The organism is Neisseria flavescens (assembly GCF_001618065.1).
Lineage (GTDB): Bacteria > Pseudomonadota > Gammaproteobacteria > Burkholderiales > Neisseriaceae > Neisseria > Neisseria flavescens_A.
This window is the reverse complement of record NZ_LAEI01000005.1, coordinates 22,704-38,844: the sequence shown is the minus strand read 5'-3', so window position 1 is coordinate 38,844 and position 16,141 is coordinate 22,704. Positions and strand designations below refer to the sequence as shown.

Annotated in this window: 12 protein-coding genes and 1 riboswitch; of the genes, 10 read left to right on the top strand and 2 right to left on the bottom strand. The window is 53.6% G+C overall.

Going from position 1 to position 16,141, the window contains the following annotated elements:
* Nucleotides 1-529 precede the first annotated feature (529 nt).
* Complete coding sequence (gene ppc, locus TW89_RS01795) at nt 530-3,232, bottom strand: phosphoenolpyruvate carboxylase (protein WP_128580359.1); 2,703 nt, start codon at nt 3,230-3,232, stop codon at nt 530-532.
* Nucleotides 3,233-3,419: 187 nt separating this feature from the next.
* Here ppc and TW89_RS01790 point away from each other — a divergent pair, with 187 nt between their 5' ends.
* The 6 genes from TW89_RS01790 to TW89_RS01765 all read left to right on the top strand — a co-directional run bounded on the left by TW89_RS01790 (nt 3,420) and on the right by TW89_RS01765 (nt 8,623).
* Nucleotides 3,420-3,884: a cyclic pyranopterin monophosphate synthase MoaC gene (locus TW89_RS01790; RefSeq protein ID WP_128580358.1), complete on the top strand. Its 465-nt coding sequence runs from the start codon at nt 3,420-3,422 to the stop codon at nt 3,882-3,884.
* Between the two features lie 49 nt (nt 3,885-3,933).
* Nucleotides 3,934-4,680, top strand: a complete 747-nt coding sequence (locus tag TW89_RS01785) for a HesA/MoeB/ThiF family protein (RefSeq protein WP_225522169.1) — start codon at nt 3,934-3,936, stop codon at nt 4,678-4,680.
* Nucleotides 4,681-4,866: 186 nt separating this feature from the next.
* Nucleotides 4,867-5,211, top strand: coding sequence for a CidA/LrgA family protein (locus TW89_RS01780; protein WP_128580356.1), 345 nt, complete (start codon nt 4,867-4,869; stop codon nt 5,209-5,211).
* The gene (locus tag TW89_RS01775; protein ID WP_070607048.1) at nt 5,211-5,912 is read left to right on the top strand and encodes an LrgB family protein; all 702 of its coding nucleotides are present in this window, start codon (nt 5,211-5,213) and stop codon (nt 5,910-5,912) included. Before TW89_RS01780 ends, TW89_RS01775 begins: the two co-directional genes overlap by 1 nt.
* Before the next feature lie 42 nt (nt 5,913-5,954).
* Nucleotides 5,955-7,175, top strand: a complete 1,221-nt coding sequence (gene argJ / locus TW89_RS01770; protein ID WP_128580355.1) for a bifunctional glutamate N-acetyltransferase/amino-acid acetyltransferase ArgJ — start codon at nt 5,955-5,957, stop codon at nt 7,173-7,175.
* Nucleotides 7,176-7,252: 77 nt separating this feature from the next.
* Complete coding sequence (locus TW89_RS01765; protein ID WP_128580388.1) at nt 7,253-8,623, top strand: chloride channel protein; 1,371 nt, start codon at nt 7,253-7,255, stop codon at nt 8,621-8,623.
* Between the two features lie 74 nt (nt 8,624-8,697).
* Here TW89_RS01765 and ubiB read toward each other — a convergent pair whose 3' ends face one another.
* A complete protein-coding gene (gene ubiB, locus TW89_RS01760) occupies nt 8,698-10,209 on the bottom strand; it encodes a ubiquinone biosynthesis regulatory protein kinase UbiB (protein WP_070649421.1) in 1,512 nt (503 codons plus the stop codon).
* Nucleotides 10,210-10,415: 206 nt separating this feature from the next.
* A riboswitch (glycine riboswitch) is annotated at nt 10,416-10,513 on the top strand.
* Between the two features lie 210 nt (nt 10,514-10,723).
* Between ubiB and gcvT the strand changes: the two genes are divergently transcribed.
* The 4 genes from gcvT (at nt 10,724) to gcvP (ending at nt 15,928) form a co-directional block, all read left to right on the top strand.
* Nucleotides 10,724-11,824 (top strand): glycine cleavage system aminomethyltransferase GcvT, encoded by a 1,101-nt coding sequence (gene gcvT, locus TW89_RS01750; RefSeq protein WP_128580354.1) that lies wholly within the window; start codon nt 10,724-10,726, stop codon nt 11,822-11,824.
* Between the two features lie 139 nt (nt 11,825-11,963).
* Entirely contained in the window at nt 11,964-12,362 is a 399-nt protein-coding gene (gcvH, locus tag TW89_RS01745) for a glycine cleavage system protein GcvH (RefSeq protein ID WP_036494010.1), read from the top strand.
* A 106-nt stretch (nt 12,363-12,468) separates the two neighbouring features.
* A complete protein-coding gene (locus TW89_RS01740) occupies nt 12,469-13,020 on the top strand; it encodes a DNA-3-methyladenine glycosylase I (RefSeq protein WP_128580353.1) in 552 nt (183 codons plus the stop codon).
* Nucleotides 13,021-13,075: 55 nt separating this feature from the next.
* Nucleotides 13,076-15,928, top strand: coding sequence for an aminomethyl-transferring glycine dehydrogenase (gene gcvP / locus TW89_RS01735; RefSeq protein ID WP_128580352.1), 2,853 nt, complete (start codon nt 13,076-13,078; stop codon nt 15,926-15,928).
* The last annotated feature ends 213 nt before the right edge of the window (nt 15,929-16,141 follow it).

Below are 16,141 nucleotides of genomic sequence, written 5' to 3'. Positions count from 1 at the left end.
GTCAATGGCTCCGGAAATCGAATCATGAACGATGATTGTCCCTATGCGTATGCATAAATAAATTAAAGCCGAGCCTACCGCCGAATGCCCCAAAGGGACGGACGTGTCGGATGAATCGGGTGTTTTGTGGGGCTGAAGCCTGCCGAATAATAAGATAAATATAATGTCAAACATATTGATAGTTGCCTTGGCGTAAGATATTTTCGTTTTTCAGACGGCCTCAGGGTGTCTGAAAGCTTATTGTGCGGCGATATGGAGCAGTGCCGCGGTAAGGTATGTCAGTAGGCCGACCATCCACCATGCTGAAGTGGTTGCCATAATTAAGTTAATAATTTGATTTTTCAGTGTATTATCTGCTATTTCCCAAAATAGTCCAAAATACAGGGCAAGTTAAATGAATAGAGGGGAAGAGGAGTAAGCAGGTTGAAAAACGGTATGGGGTTTCGTGGGTAAAGTCTTTGCCACGGTTCGCAGTTAGTTTAAAGGCCGTCTGAAAAACTGTTTCAGATGGCCTTTTTTCCGTGCTGCCTTAACCGGTATTACGCAAACCTTGCGCTACGCCGTTGATGGTCAGGTGAACCATTAGCAGCGCGTGCGGATTGTCGGGCTCTTTGCGCAGGCGTTTGAGCATGGCGACTTGCAGGCCGTTGAGGGCGTTCAAATATGGAATCCTCAAGGCAAGCGAACGGGCGAGGCTGCGGTTGTCGCGCAGGAGCTCTTCGGTTTGCAGCAGGTCGAGCAGTGCTTTGCGGCTGCGTTGGTATTCTTCCTTGATCATGCCGAAGATGACTTTTGCTTTATCGGGCGATTCGCTCAAGCCGGCATAGTTTTCCGCCAAGGTGATGTCGGTTTTCGCCATCACTTGTTCCATGTTGGAGAGCATGGCTTGGAAGAACGGGTTGCTTTGGGCATGTTCGCGCAGGGCGGCCAGTGTGTCGTGATTGCCTTCGCACAAGGTTTCCACTGCGCTGCCGAAACCGTACCAAGCCGGCAGCATGAGGCGGTTTTGCATCCATGAGAATACCCACGGAATTGCGCGCAAGTCCTGAATCCGCGCCAAGGTTTTGCGGCTGGCGGGACGGCTGCCGAGGTTGAGGGTGGCGATTTCCTGAATCGGGCTGGTTTGCAGGAAGTAGTCGATGAAGTCGGGGTGGGTAATCAGTTCGCGGTAGTATTTGAACGATACGTCCGACAAATCCTGCATCAGTTTGGCATCAGGGTCTTTTTTGTCCGGCAGGATGCTGGCTTCCAAAGTCGCGGCAACCAAGGTTTCCAAGTTGCGTTGGGCATTGCCCGGGTCGGCGTATTTGGCGGTAATGACTTCGCCTTGCTCTGTAATGCGGATTTGTCCGGCAACGCTGCCTGCAGGTTGCGCCAAAATAGCTTGGTAAGATGGGCCGCCGCCGCGACCTACGCTGCCGCCGCGGCCGTGGAACAGGCGCATGCGGACATCGTATTTTTTGAAGAGTTCGACCAAGCCCAACTCTGCCTGATACAGACACCATGAGCTGGTAACGTAGCCGCCGTCTTTGTTGGAGTCGGAGTAGCCGAGCATGATTTCTTGGATGTTGCCGCGGCTTTCGAGCAGGGCATCATACCAGTCGAGGCGGAACATGGTTTCCATGACCGGACAGGCGTTTTCGAGCGCTTCGATGGTTTCAAACAGAGGCACGATATTGATGCGGCTGTGCGGTTTGCCGTTTTCTACCACCAATAGGCCGCTTTCTTTCAGCAGCAATGCCAAGGCGAGCAGGTCGCTGGGTTGTTCGCAGTTGGAAATAATGCTTTGTGTAACGGCATCTTCGCCGAATTCGTCTTTGATTTTGCGCGCTTCGTTGAAAATCGCCAGTTCGTGACGGGTATGGTCGCTGTATGTGATGAACGGGCTGTACAGCGGACGTTGATGGCTCAATTCGCGCAACAGGGCGGCTTGTTTTTGCTCTTCGTTCAGGCTGTTGTAGTCTTCCAAGCCTGCGTGTTGGAAAAGTTCGGCAACCACATCGGCGTGTTTGCCTGCGTGTTGGCGCAGGTCGAGTGGCATCATGTGGAAGCCGAACACGGACACGCTGCGGATAATGTCGGCCAGACGGCCTTCTGCCAGCAGTTGGCTACCGTTTTCGTGGAGTGAGCGTTGCAGTTTTTTCAGGTCGTTGAGGAACTCTTCGACCGTGGCATAAGGCTCGAGGAAGCCGAATTTGCAGCCCATGCCCAAACCGAGTGAGCGTGCCTTGCCCATGGCGCGTGCCATGATGTAGGCGATGGCGCGGCGGTAGGGTTCTTCGGCACGGGCGATTTCTTCGTCAGGCGAGAGGGCGGCCAGTGCCATTACGTCGTCATTGACTTTGACGCGGCGGATGGAGAGCGGCAATTCGCGGTAGAGTTTGTCGAGTTCGCCGCGATAGAAACGGAACACTGCGTCGGCATGCCGTCTGAACGCAAAACGCAAGGTTTCGGCAGAAACGAACGGGTTGCCGTCGCGGTCGCCGCCGATCCAGCCGCCGATTTTAAGGATATTCGGAACGCGGACGCCGGGATAGGCCGTCTGAAAATCGCGTTCCATTGTGCGGTAGAGTTTGGGCAGGGCTTCAAAGAAGCTCATTGGGAAGATGGATACACCGTTGTTGATCTCGTCGTTGACGCTGAGTTTGTGGCGGCGCGTTTCGCTGGTCTGCCACAAGCCCAAAAGCACGGTGTCGATTTCGCGGCGCAACTGAGCCAGCGCATCAGGATTAGTGCAGCGTTCGCGTTGCGGCAGCAGCGCGCGGATGCGGCGGTTGAAGCTCAAGACGGTTTGGCGTTGCACTTCGGTCGGGTGCGCAGTCAAAACGGCGGTAACGACTGTATTGTCCAGTTGTTGTTGCAACGCTTTGCCGTTGACTTTTCCGGCTTTGAGCTTGCGCACGGTTTCCGTCAGGCTGCCTTCTGCTGCGCTGTGGCCGGCATCTTCGTGGATTTGGCGGCGGCGTTCGTGGTGCACGTCTTCGGCGATGTTCAAAATCTGCGCGAACAGGCCGCAGGCCAAGGTTAAATCGTGGGTTTGTTGTTCGTCCAATTGCGGCAACACCTTTTCAATCAAGGCAGCGCTGTCGTCTGAAGTCGATAATAACTTAACGGTTTCGACCACCAAAGGCGACGCTTCCTCATGCAGCAGATTGAAAAGAGACTGTTTTAAAAATTCCGCATCCGCTGCCAAAGCGGCATCTTTGGGATTGTTTAAGATATGCAGTTGCATGATTTTTCTCTTATTTAAATGTTAATTTGGGTTTGTCCTGAATCCATTGTATAGCAAATTTTTGTAAACTGCCAATGCTGCCGTCCGATACATTTCAAACCAGAAAACAGCCGTCCGTATCCGCCGCGTGGTCGCTGTCTGTAAAATGCCGTAAAATATTACCCATCAAAACAGAGGCGAGAAACCCATGATTGAATTTCCCAACCAGCCCGATTTTCTTGAACAACACACCGCCGTCGCCGTCGGCACCGTCAACATGAGCCAGCAGGCGATACGGGTGTTGATAGAGAATGCCACCGAAAAGGCAAGTATCCTGACCATCGCCCGCGTTGCCGCCATTCAGAGCATCAAACAGACCGCCAACCTGATTCCGCTGCACCTGCCCGGCCGCATCATTGGCGTGCAGGTTGATTTCGATATTAACGTTGAGCTGGCCTGCCTGAAGGCCACGCTGACCGTCCAAGCGAACAGCAACGGCAGCATTGCCACCGAAGCCCTGACCGGCCTAAATTTGGCGCTCTTGAGCGTTTACGACATGATGAAAGACGTTGACCGTAATATGATGCTCAGCGGCATCCGCCTGGAATCCGAAACCAGCAGCGAAGGCCGTCCTTTCCTGTTTGACAACGCATACGAAAATATTAGTTTCTAAATCACTCAGGCCGTCTGAACATTGGGTTTCAGACGGCCTTATTGTTATGATGAACGATCAACAACTCTTGCGGTTCAGCCGCCATATCCTGCTTGACGAAATCGGTATCGAAGGCCAAGAAAAACTCTTGGCCGCCCATGTGCTTGTTGTCGGTTGCGGCGGGCTGGGTGCGGCGGCCTTGCCGTATCTTGCCGCTGCCGGTATCGGCAGCCTGACAATTGCCGATGCCGATGCCATCGACGAGACCAACCTTCAACGCCAAATCACGTTTACCGAAGCCGACATCGGCAAAAACAAGGCTTTGGTCATGCAAGGCCGTCTGAAACAGATCAACAGCCAAACACACATTACAGCCATTGCCGAATTTCTCGATGAGGCCAGGCTTGTCGAATTGGCAAACGCCACCGACATCATTCTTGATTGTTCCGACAATTATCCCACACGCCAAGCGGTCAACCGCGCCGCCGTTGCCACGCGCACGCCTTTGATTTCCGCAGCGGCCGTCGGCTTTGACGGACAAATCGCCGTGTACCGTCCCGATCTTCCCGATACGCCCTGCTATGCCTGCTTGTTTGACGGCGAACAAGCCAGCGACGGTGCTTGTGCATTGTTCGGCGTTTTTTCGCCATTGGTCGGTGTTATCGGAACGACCCAAGCTGCCGAAGCGCTTAAAGTGCTGATCGGTATCGGTACGCCGTCGCACGGCAAACTTTCTACCTACAACGCGTTGAGCGGAAAATGGCAGCAATACGGGGTGAGACGCAATCCCGAATGCCCGGTTTGCAGCGGCCGTTAAAGACAAAAAGCAGGGTAAGGGTTTCAATATTGCCTCAGCTAATCCGCTAGAGTAATCATACTTATCTTTCATTAAACTTGAAGGAAGGCGTTTCTTCCCTTTTCAGACGGCCTGTGGCACGATATGATTCAATGATTAATAAATTTCTTGAGGCCGTCTGAAAAAGGATAAGGAGAAACCGGCTTAATGAATATTATTCGTGCTTTATTGGTGGTATTGGGTTGCCTGGCTTTGGGCGAGGCAACCGTTTGGATTTTGGGGTTGAAGCTGCCGGGCAGTATTGTCGGCATGGCTTTGCTGTTTGCCGCGCTTCAGGCAGGCTGGGTCAAATTGTCTTGGGTGGGAGAACTGGCAGACATTTTGATGGCAAACCTGACTTTGTTTTTGGTGCCGCCTTGCGTGGCCGTCATCAGCTATTTGGATGTGATTGCAAACGACTGGTTTTCGATTTTGACGGCCACAATCGGCAGTACGATCTGCGTATTGTTGGTAACCGGCAAAGTGCATGAGTGGGTCAGGAGGCTGATGTGATGGGCGATATCGACAATTTGTTGCGTATGCCCGTGCTTATGCTGTTTCTGACTTTGGCCGTTTATGCTTTGGCGGTGCAGATTCGGGTGCGCACGGGAAACGTTTTGTGCAATCCGGTATTGATCAGCACGCTGGTGTTGATGGGGTATTTGAAGGTATTTGCCATCGATTACGAGCTGTATCACGACGCGGCGCAGTTTATCGATTTTTGGTTGAAACCGGCGGTCGTATTGCTGGCCGTGCCGCTTTATCGAAATTGGGACCGTATCCGCAGCCAGTGGTTGCCGGTGGTATTGTCGCAGTTGGCGGGCAGCGTAACAGGCATTGTTACGGGCGTATATTTTGCCAAATGGCTGGGCGCTTCACGCGAAGTGATTCTGTCGCTGGCTTCCAAATCCGTGACCAACCCGATTGCGATTGAAATCACGGCATCGGTCGGCGGTATTCCGGCGATTACAGCGGCAACGGTGATTATTGCCGGACTTTTTGGCCAGATGGCCGGATATAAAGTGTTGAAAGGGGCGTTGTATATGCCTTCTTCAGTGGGAATGTCTTTGGGTACGGCCTCGCATGCGATGGGTATTGCGGCGTCTTTGGAATACGGCCGCCGTATGGCCGCATATGCCGGCTTAGGTTTGACGCTCAACGGCGTGTTGACGGCGATATTGGTGCCTATCTTGATTCCCTTATTGGGCGTATAGCGTTTAGGCCGTCTGAAAATAGTGTAAACAGGAGAAAATGATATGGCTGTAAATTTGACTGAAAAACGTGCAGACGAATTGTTGGAAATCGACGGCATCCGTCTGTTTACAGGTCGTGCCGGCATCAAGCAACAAGACCGCGACGATTTGACGCTGATGGTGTTGGGCGGCGGTCATACGGTGGGCGCGGTGTTTACGCAAAACCGTTTCTGCGCCGCGCCGGTGCATATTGCTAAGTCGCATCTGTTTGACCAAGACGGTGTGTGTGCCTTAGTCATCAATACGGGCAATGCCAATGCGGGTACCGGCGCACAAGGCCGGTTGGACGCGATTAAAGTGTGCGCGGCGGCGGCAGAACAGGTCGGCTGCCAATCCAATCAGATTATGCCGTTTTCGACCGGCGTGATTTTGGAGCCACTGCCTGTGGATAAAATTGTGGCTGCTTTGCCGCAAGTGCGCCCTGCATTCTGGTCGGATGCGGCTCGTGCCATCATGACGACGGATACTGTACCGAAAGCCGCTTCACGCACAGGCCTGGTAGGCGAAAAACACACAGTCCGCGCCACCGGCATCGCCAAAGGCTCGGGCATGATTCATCCGAACATGGCGACCATGTTGTCGTTTATCGCCACCGATGCCAAAGTATCCCAACCGATTTTGCAACTGATGACGCAAGAAATCGCAGACGAAAGTTTCAATACGATTACCGTGGACGGCGATACCAGTACCAACGACAGCTTCGTGATTATGGCGACAGGCCGTTGCGGTCAGAGCGAAATCGACAATACCGCCGATCCGCGCTACGCGCAGCTCAAAGCCTTGCTCGGTTCGCTGGCATTGGAATTGGCGCAGGCGATTGTCCGTGATGGCGAGGGCGCGACCAAGTTCATCACGATTGAAGTGCAAAACGCGAAAACCCGCGAAGAAGCGCGCAAGGTGGCTTATGCCGTCGCCCATTCGCCTTTGGTGAAAACCGCGTTCTTTGCCTCCGACCCGAACTTGGGCCGTCTGTTGGCAGCCGTCGGCTATGCCGGTATTGAAGACTTGGATGTCGATGCTTTGAAAATGTGGCTGGATGACGTGTTGGTGGCTGAAAACGGCGGCCGCGCGGAAAGCTATACCGAAGAAGCAGGACAAGCCGTGATGAACCGTCCGGAAATCACCGTCCACATCGATTTGCAACGCGGCGATACGACGGCGGCTGTTTATACCTGCGATTTGTCGCACGAATATGTGTCGATTAACGCGGATTACCGTTCTTAAAAACCTTTATCCTTGTTTTCAGACGGCCTTTGAGAAAAGTATCAAGGCCGTCTGAACACATTGACTGCGTGTTTATGATGAAATTTCCACAGACTTGGGCGGCGCGCCTCGCCCACAAAATCCGCCAAACCAAACGCCTGTCGAAAAAAAGCATGGCCTTTCTGTTTTTGCTGGCAGGCTCGGCACTGGTTGCCTTGACGGCTTTGATGTTTGCGTACTTGGCGGATTTGGCTTTGGAATGGAACGCTTTGTTGGTAGGGAAATATCCGTGGTTTGCATGGGTGGCCTTGCCGCTGGGCTTGCCGCTTTTGGCGTGGTTTACGCGCAAATTTGCGCCGTACACTTCCGGCAGCGGTATTCCGCAGGTCATCGCTTCGTTGTCTTTGCCGTATGGCGCGCAGAAAACCCGTCTAATTCGTCTGGGCGAAACCTTTTTTAAAATTCCGCTGACGTTTTTGGGCATGATTTTGGGGGCGTCGATCGGCAGGGAAGGGCCGTCTGTACAAGTGGGCGCGGCGGTGATGAACGCTTGGGGCGCGTGGTGTAAAAAGCACGGGCTGGCGTTTAGGGGCATGCAGGAAAACGATTTGATTGCCGCAGGCGCGGCCGGCGGTTTGGCGGCGGCGTTTAACGCGCCTTTGGCAGGCGTGGTCTTTGCCATCGAAGAATTGGGGCGCGGCGTGATTTTGCGTTGGGAACGCCAAATCCTGATGGGCGTGTTGGCAGCCGGTTTCATTCAAGTGGCGATACAGGGCAACAACCCATATTTTTCAGGGTTTCAAGGGCATGAGCTGCCAAACATGCTGATGTGGGCCGCGGTGTCGGGTATGGTCTGCGGCGTGGCAGGCGGATTGTTCGGCAGCTTTTTGTATCGCGGCGCGGCGGCATTCGCACCGGTACGCTGGCGCAGTTTCATTCGCCGTCATTTGTTGGTGGTCGCCTTTGCAATGGGTATTTTGCTGGCGCTGCTCGGTACGTTTTATCAAGGCAAAACCTATGGTACGGGCTATCACGAAGCTGCAGCCGCTCTTAAAGGCGCGTATGAAGCGCCGTTCGGCTTGGCCGCCGCGAAATGGGCGGCAACCGTGTTCAGCTATTGGGCAGGTATTCCCGGCGGTATCTTCACGCCGTCTTTAACCATCGGCGCGATGATAGGCGAACACATGGCTTCTTTCGCGCAACTGGGCGACGCGTCCAATGTCGCAGTTTTGCTTTGTATGGCTGCATTCCTTGCCGCCGCGACCCAATCGCCGCTGACCGCTGCCGTAGTGGTAATGGAAATGACGGGCGGACAGAATTTACTGTTTTGGATGTTGCTGACGTGCATCTTCGCTTCGCAAGTCTCGCGCCAATTCTCGCCGCATCCGTTTTACCATGCCGCAGGTTTGCGCTTCAGACGGCATATTGAAGCCGAAAGCGGAAATGTTCAGCACGAGAAAAAAGAATAGGTCGGCATATAAAGGCCGTCTGAAAATCAGATTTCAGACGGCCTTTTATATGCCGTTTAAAGCTGTATTTCAGTTTACTTAAACAGCAAAATCAGCAATAAAACAACCGCAATCACACCCAGCCACAGGCTTTGGCGTTGCTGTACTTTGACCAGATGCACATAGGCATCGCGCATTTCCTGTTGGCGGTTTTCGTCAACCAGCGCACTGATTTTGCGCGGCAGGGAAGGGATGATTTGCGCCCAATCGGGGGCTTCGTTTTTAAGGTTACGCCAAAGGGCTTTGGGGCCGACCTGTTCGTTCATCCAGCGCACCAAAAACGGTTTGGCGGTTTTCCACAAGTCCAAATCAGGATCAAGCTGGCGGCCCAAGCCTTCGATGTTGAGCAGCGTTTTTTGCAGCAACACAAGCTGTGGCTGGATTTCGACATTGAAGCGGCGGCTGACTTCAAACAGGCGCATCAATACGAGGCCGAACGAGATTTGTGAAATCGGTTTGTTGAACACCGGTTCGCACACGGCGCGGACGGCAGCTTCCAATTCTTCCGCGCGCGTGTCGGCAGGCACCCAACCCGATTCGATGTGGGCGGTGGCGACGCGGTGGTAGTCGCGGTTGAAAAAGGCGAGGAAGTTGATGGCGAGATAGCGTTTGTCGTAGTCGGTCAGCGTGCCGACGATGCCGAAATCGAGGGCGATGTAGCGGTTGTCGGCGGCGACCAAAATGTTGCCGGGGTGCATGTCGGCATGGAAAAAGCCGTCGCGGAAGACTTGCGTGAAGAAGATTTCCACGCCGTAATCGGCAAGTTTGTGCAAATCAATGCCGTCTGCTTTGAGTTTGGCGATATCGGATACCGGTGTGCCGTCCATCCATTCGATGGTCAGCACGTCGCTGGTGCAGTAGTCGTAAAACACCTTCGGCACAATCAGCATATCGCTGTTTTGGAAATTGCGACCGAGCTGGCTGGCATTGGCGGCTTCGCGCATTAAGTCCAATTCGTCGTGCAGGTATTTGTCAAATTCGGCCACCACTTCGCGTGGCTTCAAACGCTTGCCGTCTGAAAACAAACGCTCTACCCAGCCTGCACCAAAGCGCATCAGCGACAAATCCTGTTCGATAACGGGCAAAAGGTTGGGACGCAAGACTTTCACTGCAACCTGTTCGCCCGAATGCAGGCGGGCTTTGTGTACTTGGGCGATGGACGCGCTGGCGACAGGCTCTGTTTCAAATTCCGCGTATAAAGTGTCGATGGATTGGCCCAGCGATTTTTCGATTTGCGAGCGTGAAAGTTGCGCGTCAAACGGCGGCACTTTGTCTTGCAGCCTTGCCAGTTCGACCGCGTAATCATGCGGAATCAGATCGGGACGCGTGGACAATACCTGTCCGAATTTGATGAAAATCGGCCCCAGGCTTTCCAAAGCCAAACGCAGGCGCACGGCAGGCATCTCGTGTTTGAACTTGGACGACTGCGGCAGCATATTGAGGAAAGTCCGCGCCCAACCCGGACGGACCAGCGAGGCGATCAGCTCGGCAAGGCGGTAGCGGTAGAGCGTGCAGAGGATGGTTTTAATGCGTTTGAGGCGGTTCATGATGGACGCAGATAAATCGAAAAAACAGAATTATATAGGAAAAACGGGTAAGGGCTTCAGACGGCCTGAGACTTTTGCAAAAACATTTGCCGCATAGCTAACAATTTTATAAGGGCTCAGGTTTTGCCGCCCCAATAAAAAGACGGATATTCACATCATAAATATTCGTCGGCTACTTGCCCAAACTGCCGATTCAAGACATAATCGGGAAATGTGCAGGAGAGTGTTACACCCAACTACAATGTAACCACCGAAGGCGCAGACACCCTTAAATCGCTCAGGTATCAGGGACTGCACATTGAAACAAACAATCTGGAGAGCGGCGTTAGAATAACGTCCACCGAAGGGGAGAAGGCCGTCTGAACCACCATTCAGACAACCGCGCAAAGCAGTGAGCAGACTGGTTTGCCATCATGCGGATACGGCCGAAAATCTCAGGTTCAAGGACAGATAGGGTCATCCGCGCATAGGTGCGCGGGCGGCATCTGAACAAAAAATCCGGAGAAACTTGAGAATGACTGCTCTGAAAACCACCCCATTTCATCAAGCCCATCAAGATGCAGGCGCGAAGCTGGTAGATTTTGCCGGCTGGGAGCTGCCCATCCATTATGGTTCACAAATCGCCGAACACGAAGCCGTGCGCACCGACGCCGGTATGTTTGACGTATCCCATATGCTCGTTACCGACGTAGCGGGCGCAAATGCCAAAGCCTTTTTCCGCAAATTGATTGCCAACGATGTCGCCAAACTCGCCTTCGTCGGCAAAGCCCTTTATTCCGCGCTGCTCAACGACAACGGCGGCGTGATTGACGACTTGATCGTTTACCGCACCAACGAAGCCGAAACCCAATACCGCATCGTGTCCAACGGCGCGACCTGCGAGAAAGACACCGCCCAGTTCCACAAAATCGGACAAGAGTTCGGCGTTGCCTTCAATCCGCGCTACGACCTCGGCATGCTCGCCGTACAAGGCCCGAAAGCCATTGAAAAACTCCTGACCGTCAAACCTGAATGGGCGGACGTGATTCACGGCCTCAAACCGTTCCAAGGTGCAGACTTGGGCAACGACTGGTTTGTCGCCCGTACAGGCTATACCGGCGAAGACGGCGTTGAAGTCATCCTGCCCGGCACTGAAGCCGTCGCATTCTTCAAAGCCCTGCAACAAGCCGGCGTACAACCCTGCGGCCTCGGTGCGCGCGACACCCTGCGCATGGAAGCCGGCATGAACCTCTACGGCAACGATATGGATGACGACACCAGCCCGCTCGAAGCAGGCATGGGTTGGACGGTTGATTTGAAAGACGAAAACCGCGACTTCGTCGGCAAAGCCGCCTTGCTGGCATTGAAAGAAAAAGGTGTTGCCGTCAAACAAGTCGGTTTGCTGCTCGACAAAGGCGGCATCCTGCGCGCGCATATGGAAGTGTTGACCGACAAAGGCAAAGGCGAAACCACCAGCGGCGTATTCTCGCCCAGCCTGAAACAATCCATCGCCATCGCTCGCGTACCGAAAGATTTTGACGGCGATACCGCCAAAGTACTGATTCGCGGCAAAGAAGTCGATGTACGCGTACTGAAGCTGCCGTTTGTGCGCAACGGTCAAAAACAGTTTGATTAATATCGATTCAGACGGCCTTTTTTGTTAAGGGCCGTCTGAAAGCAGGTTTTAATTGTCGTCCGTTACGGACGTAAAGCATTGAACAAGGCATCTGTGGATATTGATTCATGCAGAGGCCGTCTGAAAATAACCCCTATCAATGGAGAATCAAACCATGAGCAACATCCCAGCCGAACTGAAATACGTTGCCAGCCACGAATGGCTGCGCCTTGAAGAAGACGGTACCATTACCGTCGGCATTACCCATCACGCGCAAGAGCTGTTGGGCGACATCGTGTTTGTCGAGCTGCCTGAAGTCGGTGCAAACCTGGCCGCCGAAGAGCAAGCCGGTGTGGTTGAGTCTGTGAAAGCAGCGTCCGACGTATACGCGCCGATTGCAGGCGAAGTCGTTGCCGTCAACGAAGATTTGCCCAGCGCGCCGGAAACTGCCAACAGCGACCCTTACGGCGCAGGCTGGTTCTTCAAAATCAAACCTGCCAACCCTGCTGATTACGACGGTCTGCTGACTGCCGAACAATACGCAGGCGAAGTAGCTTGATTTTTGCAAACATCCAAACAGGTTTTGCGCCTGTTTGATATTGCAGGTCTTAGGTCGTCTGAAAATGCTTTCAGACGGCCTTTGTTTCAATTTTTCCTCAATAAACATGAATTACTGCGAATTTGTCGCCACGCTACCCGATGATACGGACAACCCCAACCAACATTATCACGACACGCAATACGGTTTTCCGATTGAGGACGACAATGAATTGTTTGGGCGGCTGGTGTTGGAAATCAATCAGGCGGGTTTGAGCTGGACGCTGATGCTGAAGAAGCAGCGGGCATTTCAGACGGCATTTAAAGGTTTTGACATCGAGACGGTTGCCGCATTTGACGAAGCCGATATTGAGCGGCTGCTTGCCGATGCAGGCATCGTCCGCAACCGCTTGAAAATCAACGCAGCCATTTATAACGCGCGACAAATCAAACAAATACAGCAAGAATACGGTTCATTCAAAAACTGGCTCGATACGAACCATCCGCTCGACAAGGCTGAATGGGTGAAGCTGTTTAAAAAACATTTCAAATTTGTCGGCGGCGAAATCGTCGGCGAATTTCTGATGAGTACCGGCTACCTACTCGGCGCGCATGTGGAAACCTGTCCGGTTTATAGGGAAATATTGGCATGTCGTCCGAAGTGGGCGGAGGCCGTCTGAAACAACATCTGAAAGAAAAAGCGGTTTTGATACCGATAACAAAAAAGGAGTAGAAATGAAACTATCTGAATTATTCAACCCGAACGAATTTGCCGCGCGCCATTTGAGCTTTGGCGACGAGGCTGCGCTTTTGGAAGCGCTCGGCGAGAAGAGTATGGATGATTTTGTCGGCAACACCGTGCCGCAAAGCATCCGTATGCCGTCCGAACTCGATTTGCCCGAGGCTTTGACCGAGGCGGACGCGTTGGCGAAATTGAAAGGCATTGCGTCGAAAAACGTGATCAACAAATCCTATATCGGTTTGGGTTATTACCCGACCCGCGTGCCGAACGTGATTTTGCGCAACGTGTTGGAAAATCCGGGCTGGTACACCGCCTACACCCCGTATCAGGCGGAAATCGCGCAGGGTCGTTTGGAAGCGTTGCTGAACTTCCAACAAGTGTGTATCGATTTGACCGGTTTCCCTGTGGCGGGCGCGTCTTTGTTGGACGAGGCAACTGCCGCGGCTGAAGCGATGGCGATGGCGCACCGCGTGGGCAAAGTGAAATCCGAGCGTTTCTTTGTGGATGCGCGCGTGTATCCGCAGACTTTGGACGTGATGAAAACCCGCGCCAAATATTTCGGCTTTGAACTGGTGGTCGGCGATTTTGCCCAAGCGGATGAAGGCGAATACTTCGGCGCGCTGTTCCAATACGTCGGCAAAGACGGCGACGTGCAAGACTTGCAGGATGTTATCGGCCGTCTGAAAGCCAAAGGCACAATCGTGGCCGTTGCCGCCGACATCATGAGCTTGGTTTTGCTGAAATCGCCTGCCGAATTGGGCGCGGACATTGCGTTGGGCAACACGCAACGCTTCGGCGTACCGATGGGTTTCGGCGGGCCGCACGCCGCTTATTTCGCGTTTAAAGACGAGTTCAAACGCTCCGCTCCAGGCCGCATCATCGGCGTATCCAAAGACGCATCGGGCAAACCTGCCTTGCGCATGGCTTTGTCCACCCGCGAGCAACACATCCGCCGCGAAAAAGCGACATCCAATATTTGTACCGCGCAGGCATTGCTGGCGAACTTGGCCGGTATGTACGCCGTTTACCACGGCCCCGAAGGCGTAAAACGCATCGCCAACCGTATTCACGCGCTGGCTTCCGCCTTTGCCGATGCGCTGGTTTCAGACGGCCTCAAAGTCGTTCACGAAACCTTCTTCGATACCATTACCGTTGATTTCGGCAGTAAAGAGAAAGCAGACCAAGTGTTCGCCGCTGCTTTGGAATCGGGTTACAACCTGCGCCGCGTCAACGATACTCAAGTTGCGGCAGCCTTCCATGAAACATCGGCATACGAAGATTTGGTTGATTTGTACCGCGCGTTTACCGGCAAGGATACGGCTACATTTGCCGATGACGTCAAAGGCCGTCTGAATGCAGAATTGCTGCGTCAAGACGACATTCTGCAACATCCTGTGTTCAACCGTTACCACACCGAACACGAAATGCTGCGCTATCTGAAAAAACTCGAAGACCGCGACTTGGCGATGAACCGCAGCATGATTTCGCTCGGTAGCTGCACCATGAAGCTCAATGCGACTGCGGAAATGTTGCCGATTACCTGGGCAGAGTTTACCGACATCCACCCCTACGCCCCCAAAGACCAAGCCGCAGGCTACAGCGAACTCTTGACCGACATGGAAAACAGCCTGAAAGCCATCACCGGCTTTGACGCGATTTCCTTCCAACCCAACTCCGGCGCGCAGGGCGAATACAGCGGCATGCTGTCCATCCGCCGCTATCAAGAAGCCAACGGCGAGGGACACCGCAACATCTGCCTGATTCCCAAATCCGCCCACGGCACCAACCCTGCGACTGCCGCTATGCTCGGTTTGAAAGTCGTCGTTGTCGATACCGACGAACACGGTAACGTCAACATCGACGATTTGAAAGCCAAAGCCGAGCAACACCGCGACGCTTTGTCCGCCATCATGATTACCTACCCGTCCACCCACGGCGTGTACGAAGAAGGCATCCGCGACATCTGCCGCATCATCCATGAAAACGGCGGACAGGTTTACATGGACGGCGCCAACCTCAACGCCCAAATCGGCATCATGCAGCCTGCCGAAGTCGGTGCGGACGTGTTGCACATGAACCTGCACAAAACCTTCTGTATCCCTCACGGCGGCGGCGGCCCGGGCGTCGGCCCTATCGGTTTGAAAGCCCATCTCGCTCCGTTTGCACCGGGACACGCTTTGACCGACACCCACAGCGCCAGTGCCGACCAAACCGCCGTTGCCGCCGCAGCTTTCGGTTCTGCGTCCATCCTGCCGATTACTTGGATGTACCTGACCATGATGGGCAAACAAGGCATGGAACAGGCAACGCGCTGGGCATTGCTCAACGCCAACTATGTCGCCAAACGCCTGAGCGAAGACTATCCGATTCTGTATGCAGGCAAAAACGGCCGCGTCGCGCACGAATGTATTGTCGATTTGCGTCCACTCAAAGCCGAAAGCGGCATCACTGAAACCGACATCGCCAAACGCCTGATGGACTACGGTTTCCACGCGCCGACGGTTTCCTTCCCTGTTGCCGGTACGCTGATGATCGAGCCGACCGAGAGCGAAAGCAAAGCCGAACTCGACCGCTTCATCGCCGCCCTGAAACAAATCAAACAGGAAGTGCTGAAAGTCGAGCGCGGCGAATGGCCGAAAGACGACAACCCGCTGGTCAACGCCCCGCACACCGCCGCCGATGTAACCGGCGAATGGGCGCACCCGTATTCCCGCGAAGAAGCCGTCTTCCCGTTGCCGTTCGTGCGTGAAAACAAATTCTGGCCGAGCGTGAAACGTTTGGATGAGGTCTATGGCGACCGCAATCTGGTTTGCTCCTGCTTGCCGATTGACGCATACGAAGAATAAGCCTGAATAGGTTTAAAATTGAACAGGCCGTCTGAAAATGAAAATAGTTTTCAGACGGCCTTTTGTTTGTTAAGATATTTCGCCCGAGAACATACATTTGTTTTTGGTAAAACAACAGTTAAGGCATTCGGAAAGATAGACGGCGAATGCCTGTGCTTGCGAATAAAACCAAACGGCTCCTCATAACGATAAGCAAAAGGCCGTCTGAAAAAC

What these genes read in the sequence shown, in the direction of transcription:
- ppc (WP_128580359.1), bottom strand. Translation starts at nt 3,232, where the DNA reads ATGCAACTGCATATCTTAAACAATCCCAAAGATGCCGCTTTGGCAGCG.
- TW89_RS01790 (WP_128580358.1), top strand. Translation starts at nt 3,420, where the DNA reads ATGATTGAATTTCCCAACCAGCCCGATTTTCTTGAACAACACACCGCC.
- TW89_RS01785 (WP_225522169.1), top strand. Translation starts at nt 3,934, where the DNA reads ATGAACGATCAACAACTCTTGCGGTTCAGCCGCCATATCCTGCTTGAC.
- TW89_RS01780 (WP_128580356.1), top strand. Translation starts at nt 4,867, where the DNA reads ATGAATATTATTCGTGCTTTATTGGTGGTATTGGGTTGCCTGGCTTTG.
- TW89_RS01775 (WP_070607048.1), top strand. Translation starts at nt 5,211, where the DNA reads ATGGGCGATATCGACAATTTGTTGCGTATGCCCGTGCTTATGCTGTTT.
- argJ (WP_128580355.1), top strand. Translation starts at nt 5,955, where the DNA reads ATGGCTGTAAATTTGACTGAAAAACGTGCAGACGAATTGTTGGAAATC.
- TW89_RS01765 (WP_128580388.1), top strand. Translation starts at nt 7,253, where the DNA reads ATGAAATTTCCACAGACTTGGGCGGCGCGCCTCGCCCACAAAATCCGC.
- ubiB (WP_070649421.1), bottom strand. Translation starts at nt 10,209, where the DNA reads ATGAACCGCCTCAAACGCATTAAAACCATCCTCTGCACGCTCTACCGC.
- gcvT (WP_128580354.1), top strand. Translation starts at nt 10,724, where the DNA reads ATGACTGCTCTGAAAACCACCCCATTTCATCAAGCCCATCAAGATGCA.
- gcvH (WP_036494010.1), top strand. Translation starts at nt 11,964, where the DNA reads ATGGAGAATCAAACCATGAGCAACATCCCAGCCGAACTGAAATACGTT.
- TW89_RS01740 (WP_128580353.1), top strand. Translation starts at nt 12,469, where the DNA reads ATGAATTACTGCGAATTTGTCGCCACGCTACCCGATGATACGGACAAC.
- gcvP (WP_128580352.1), top strand. Translation starts at nt 13,076, where the DNA reads ATGAAACTATCTGAATTATTCAACCCGAACGAATTTGCCGCGCGCCAT.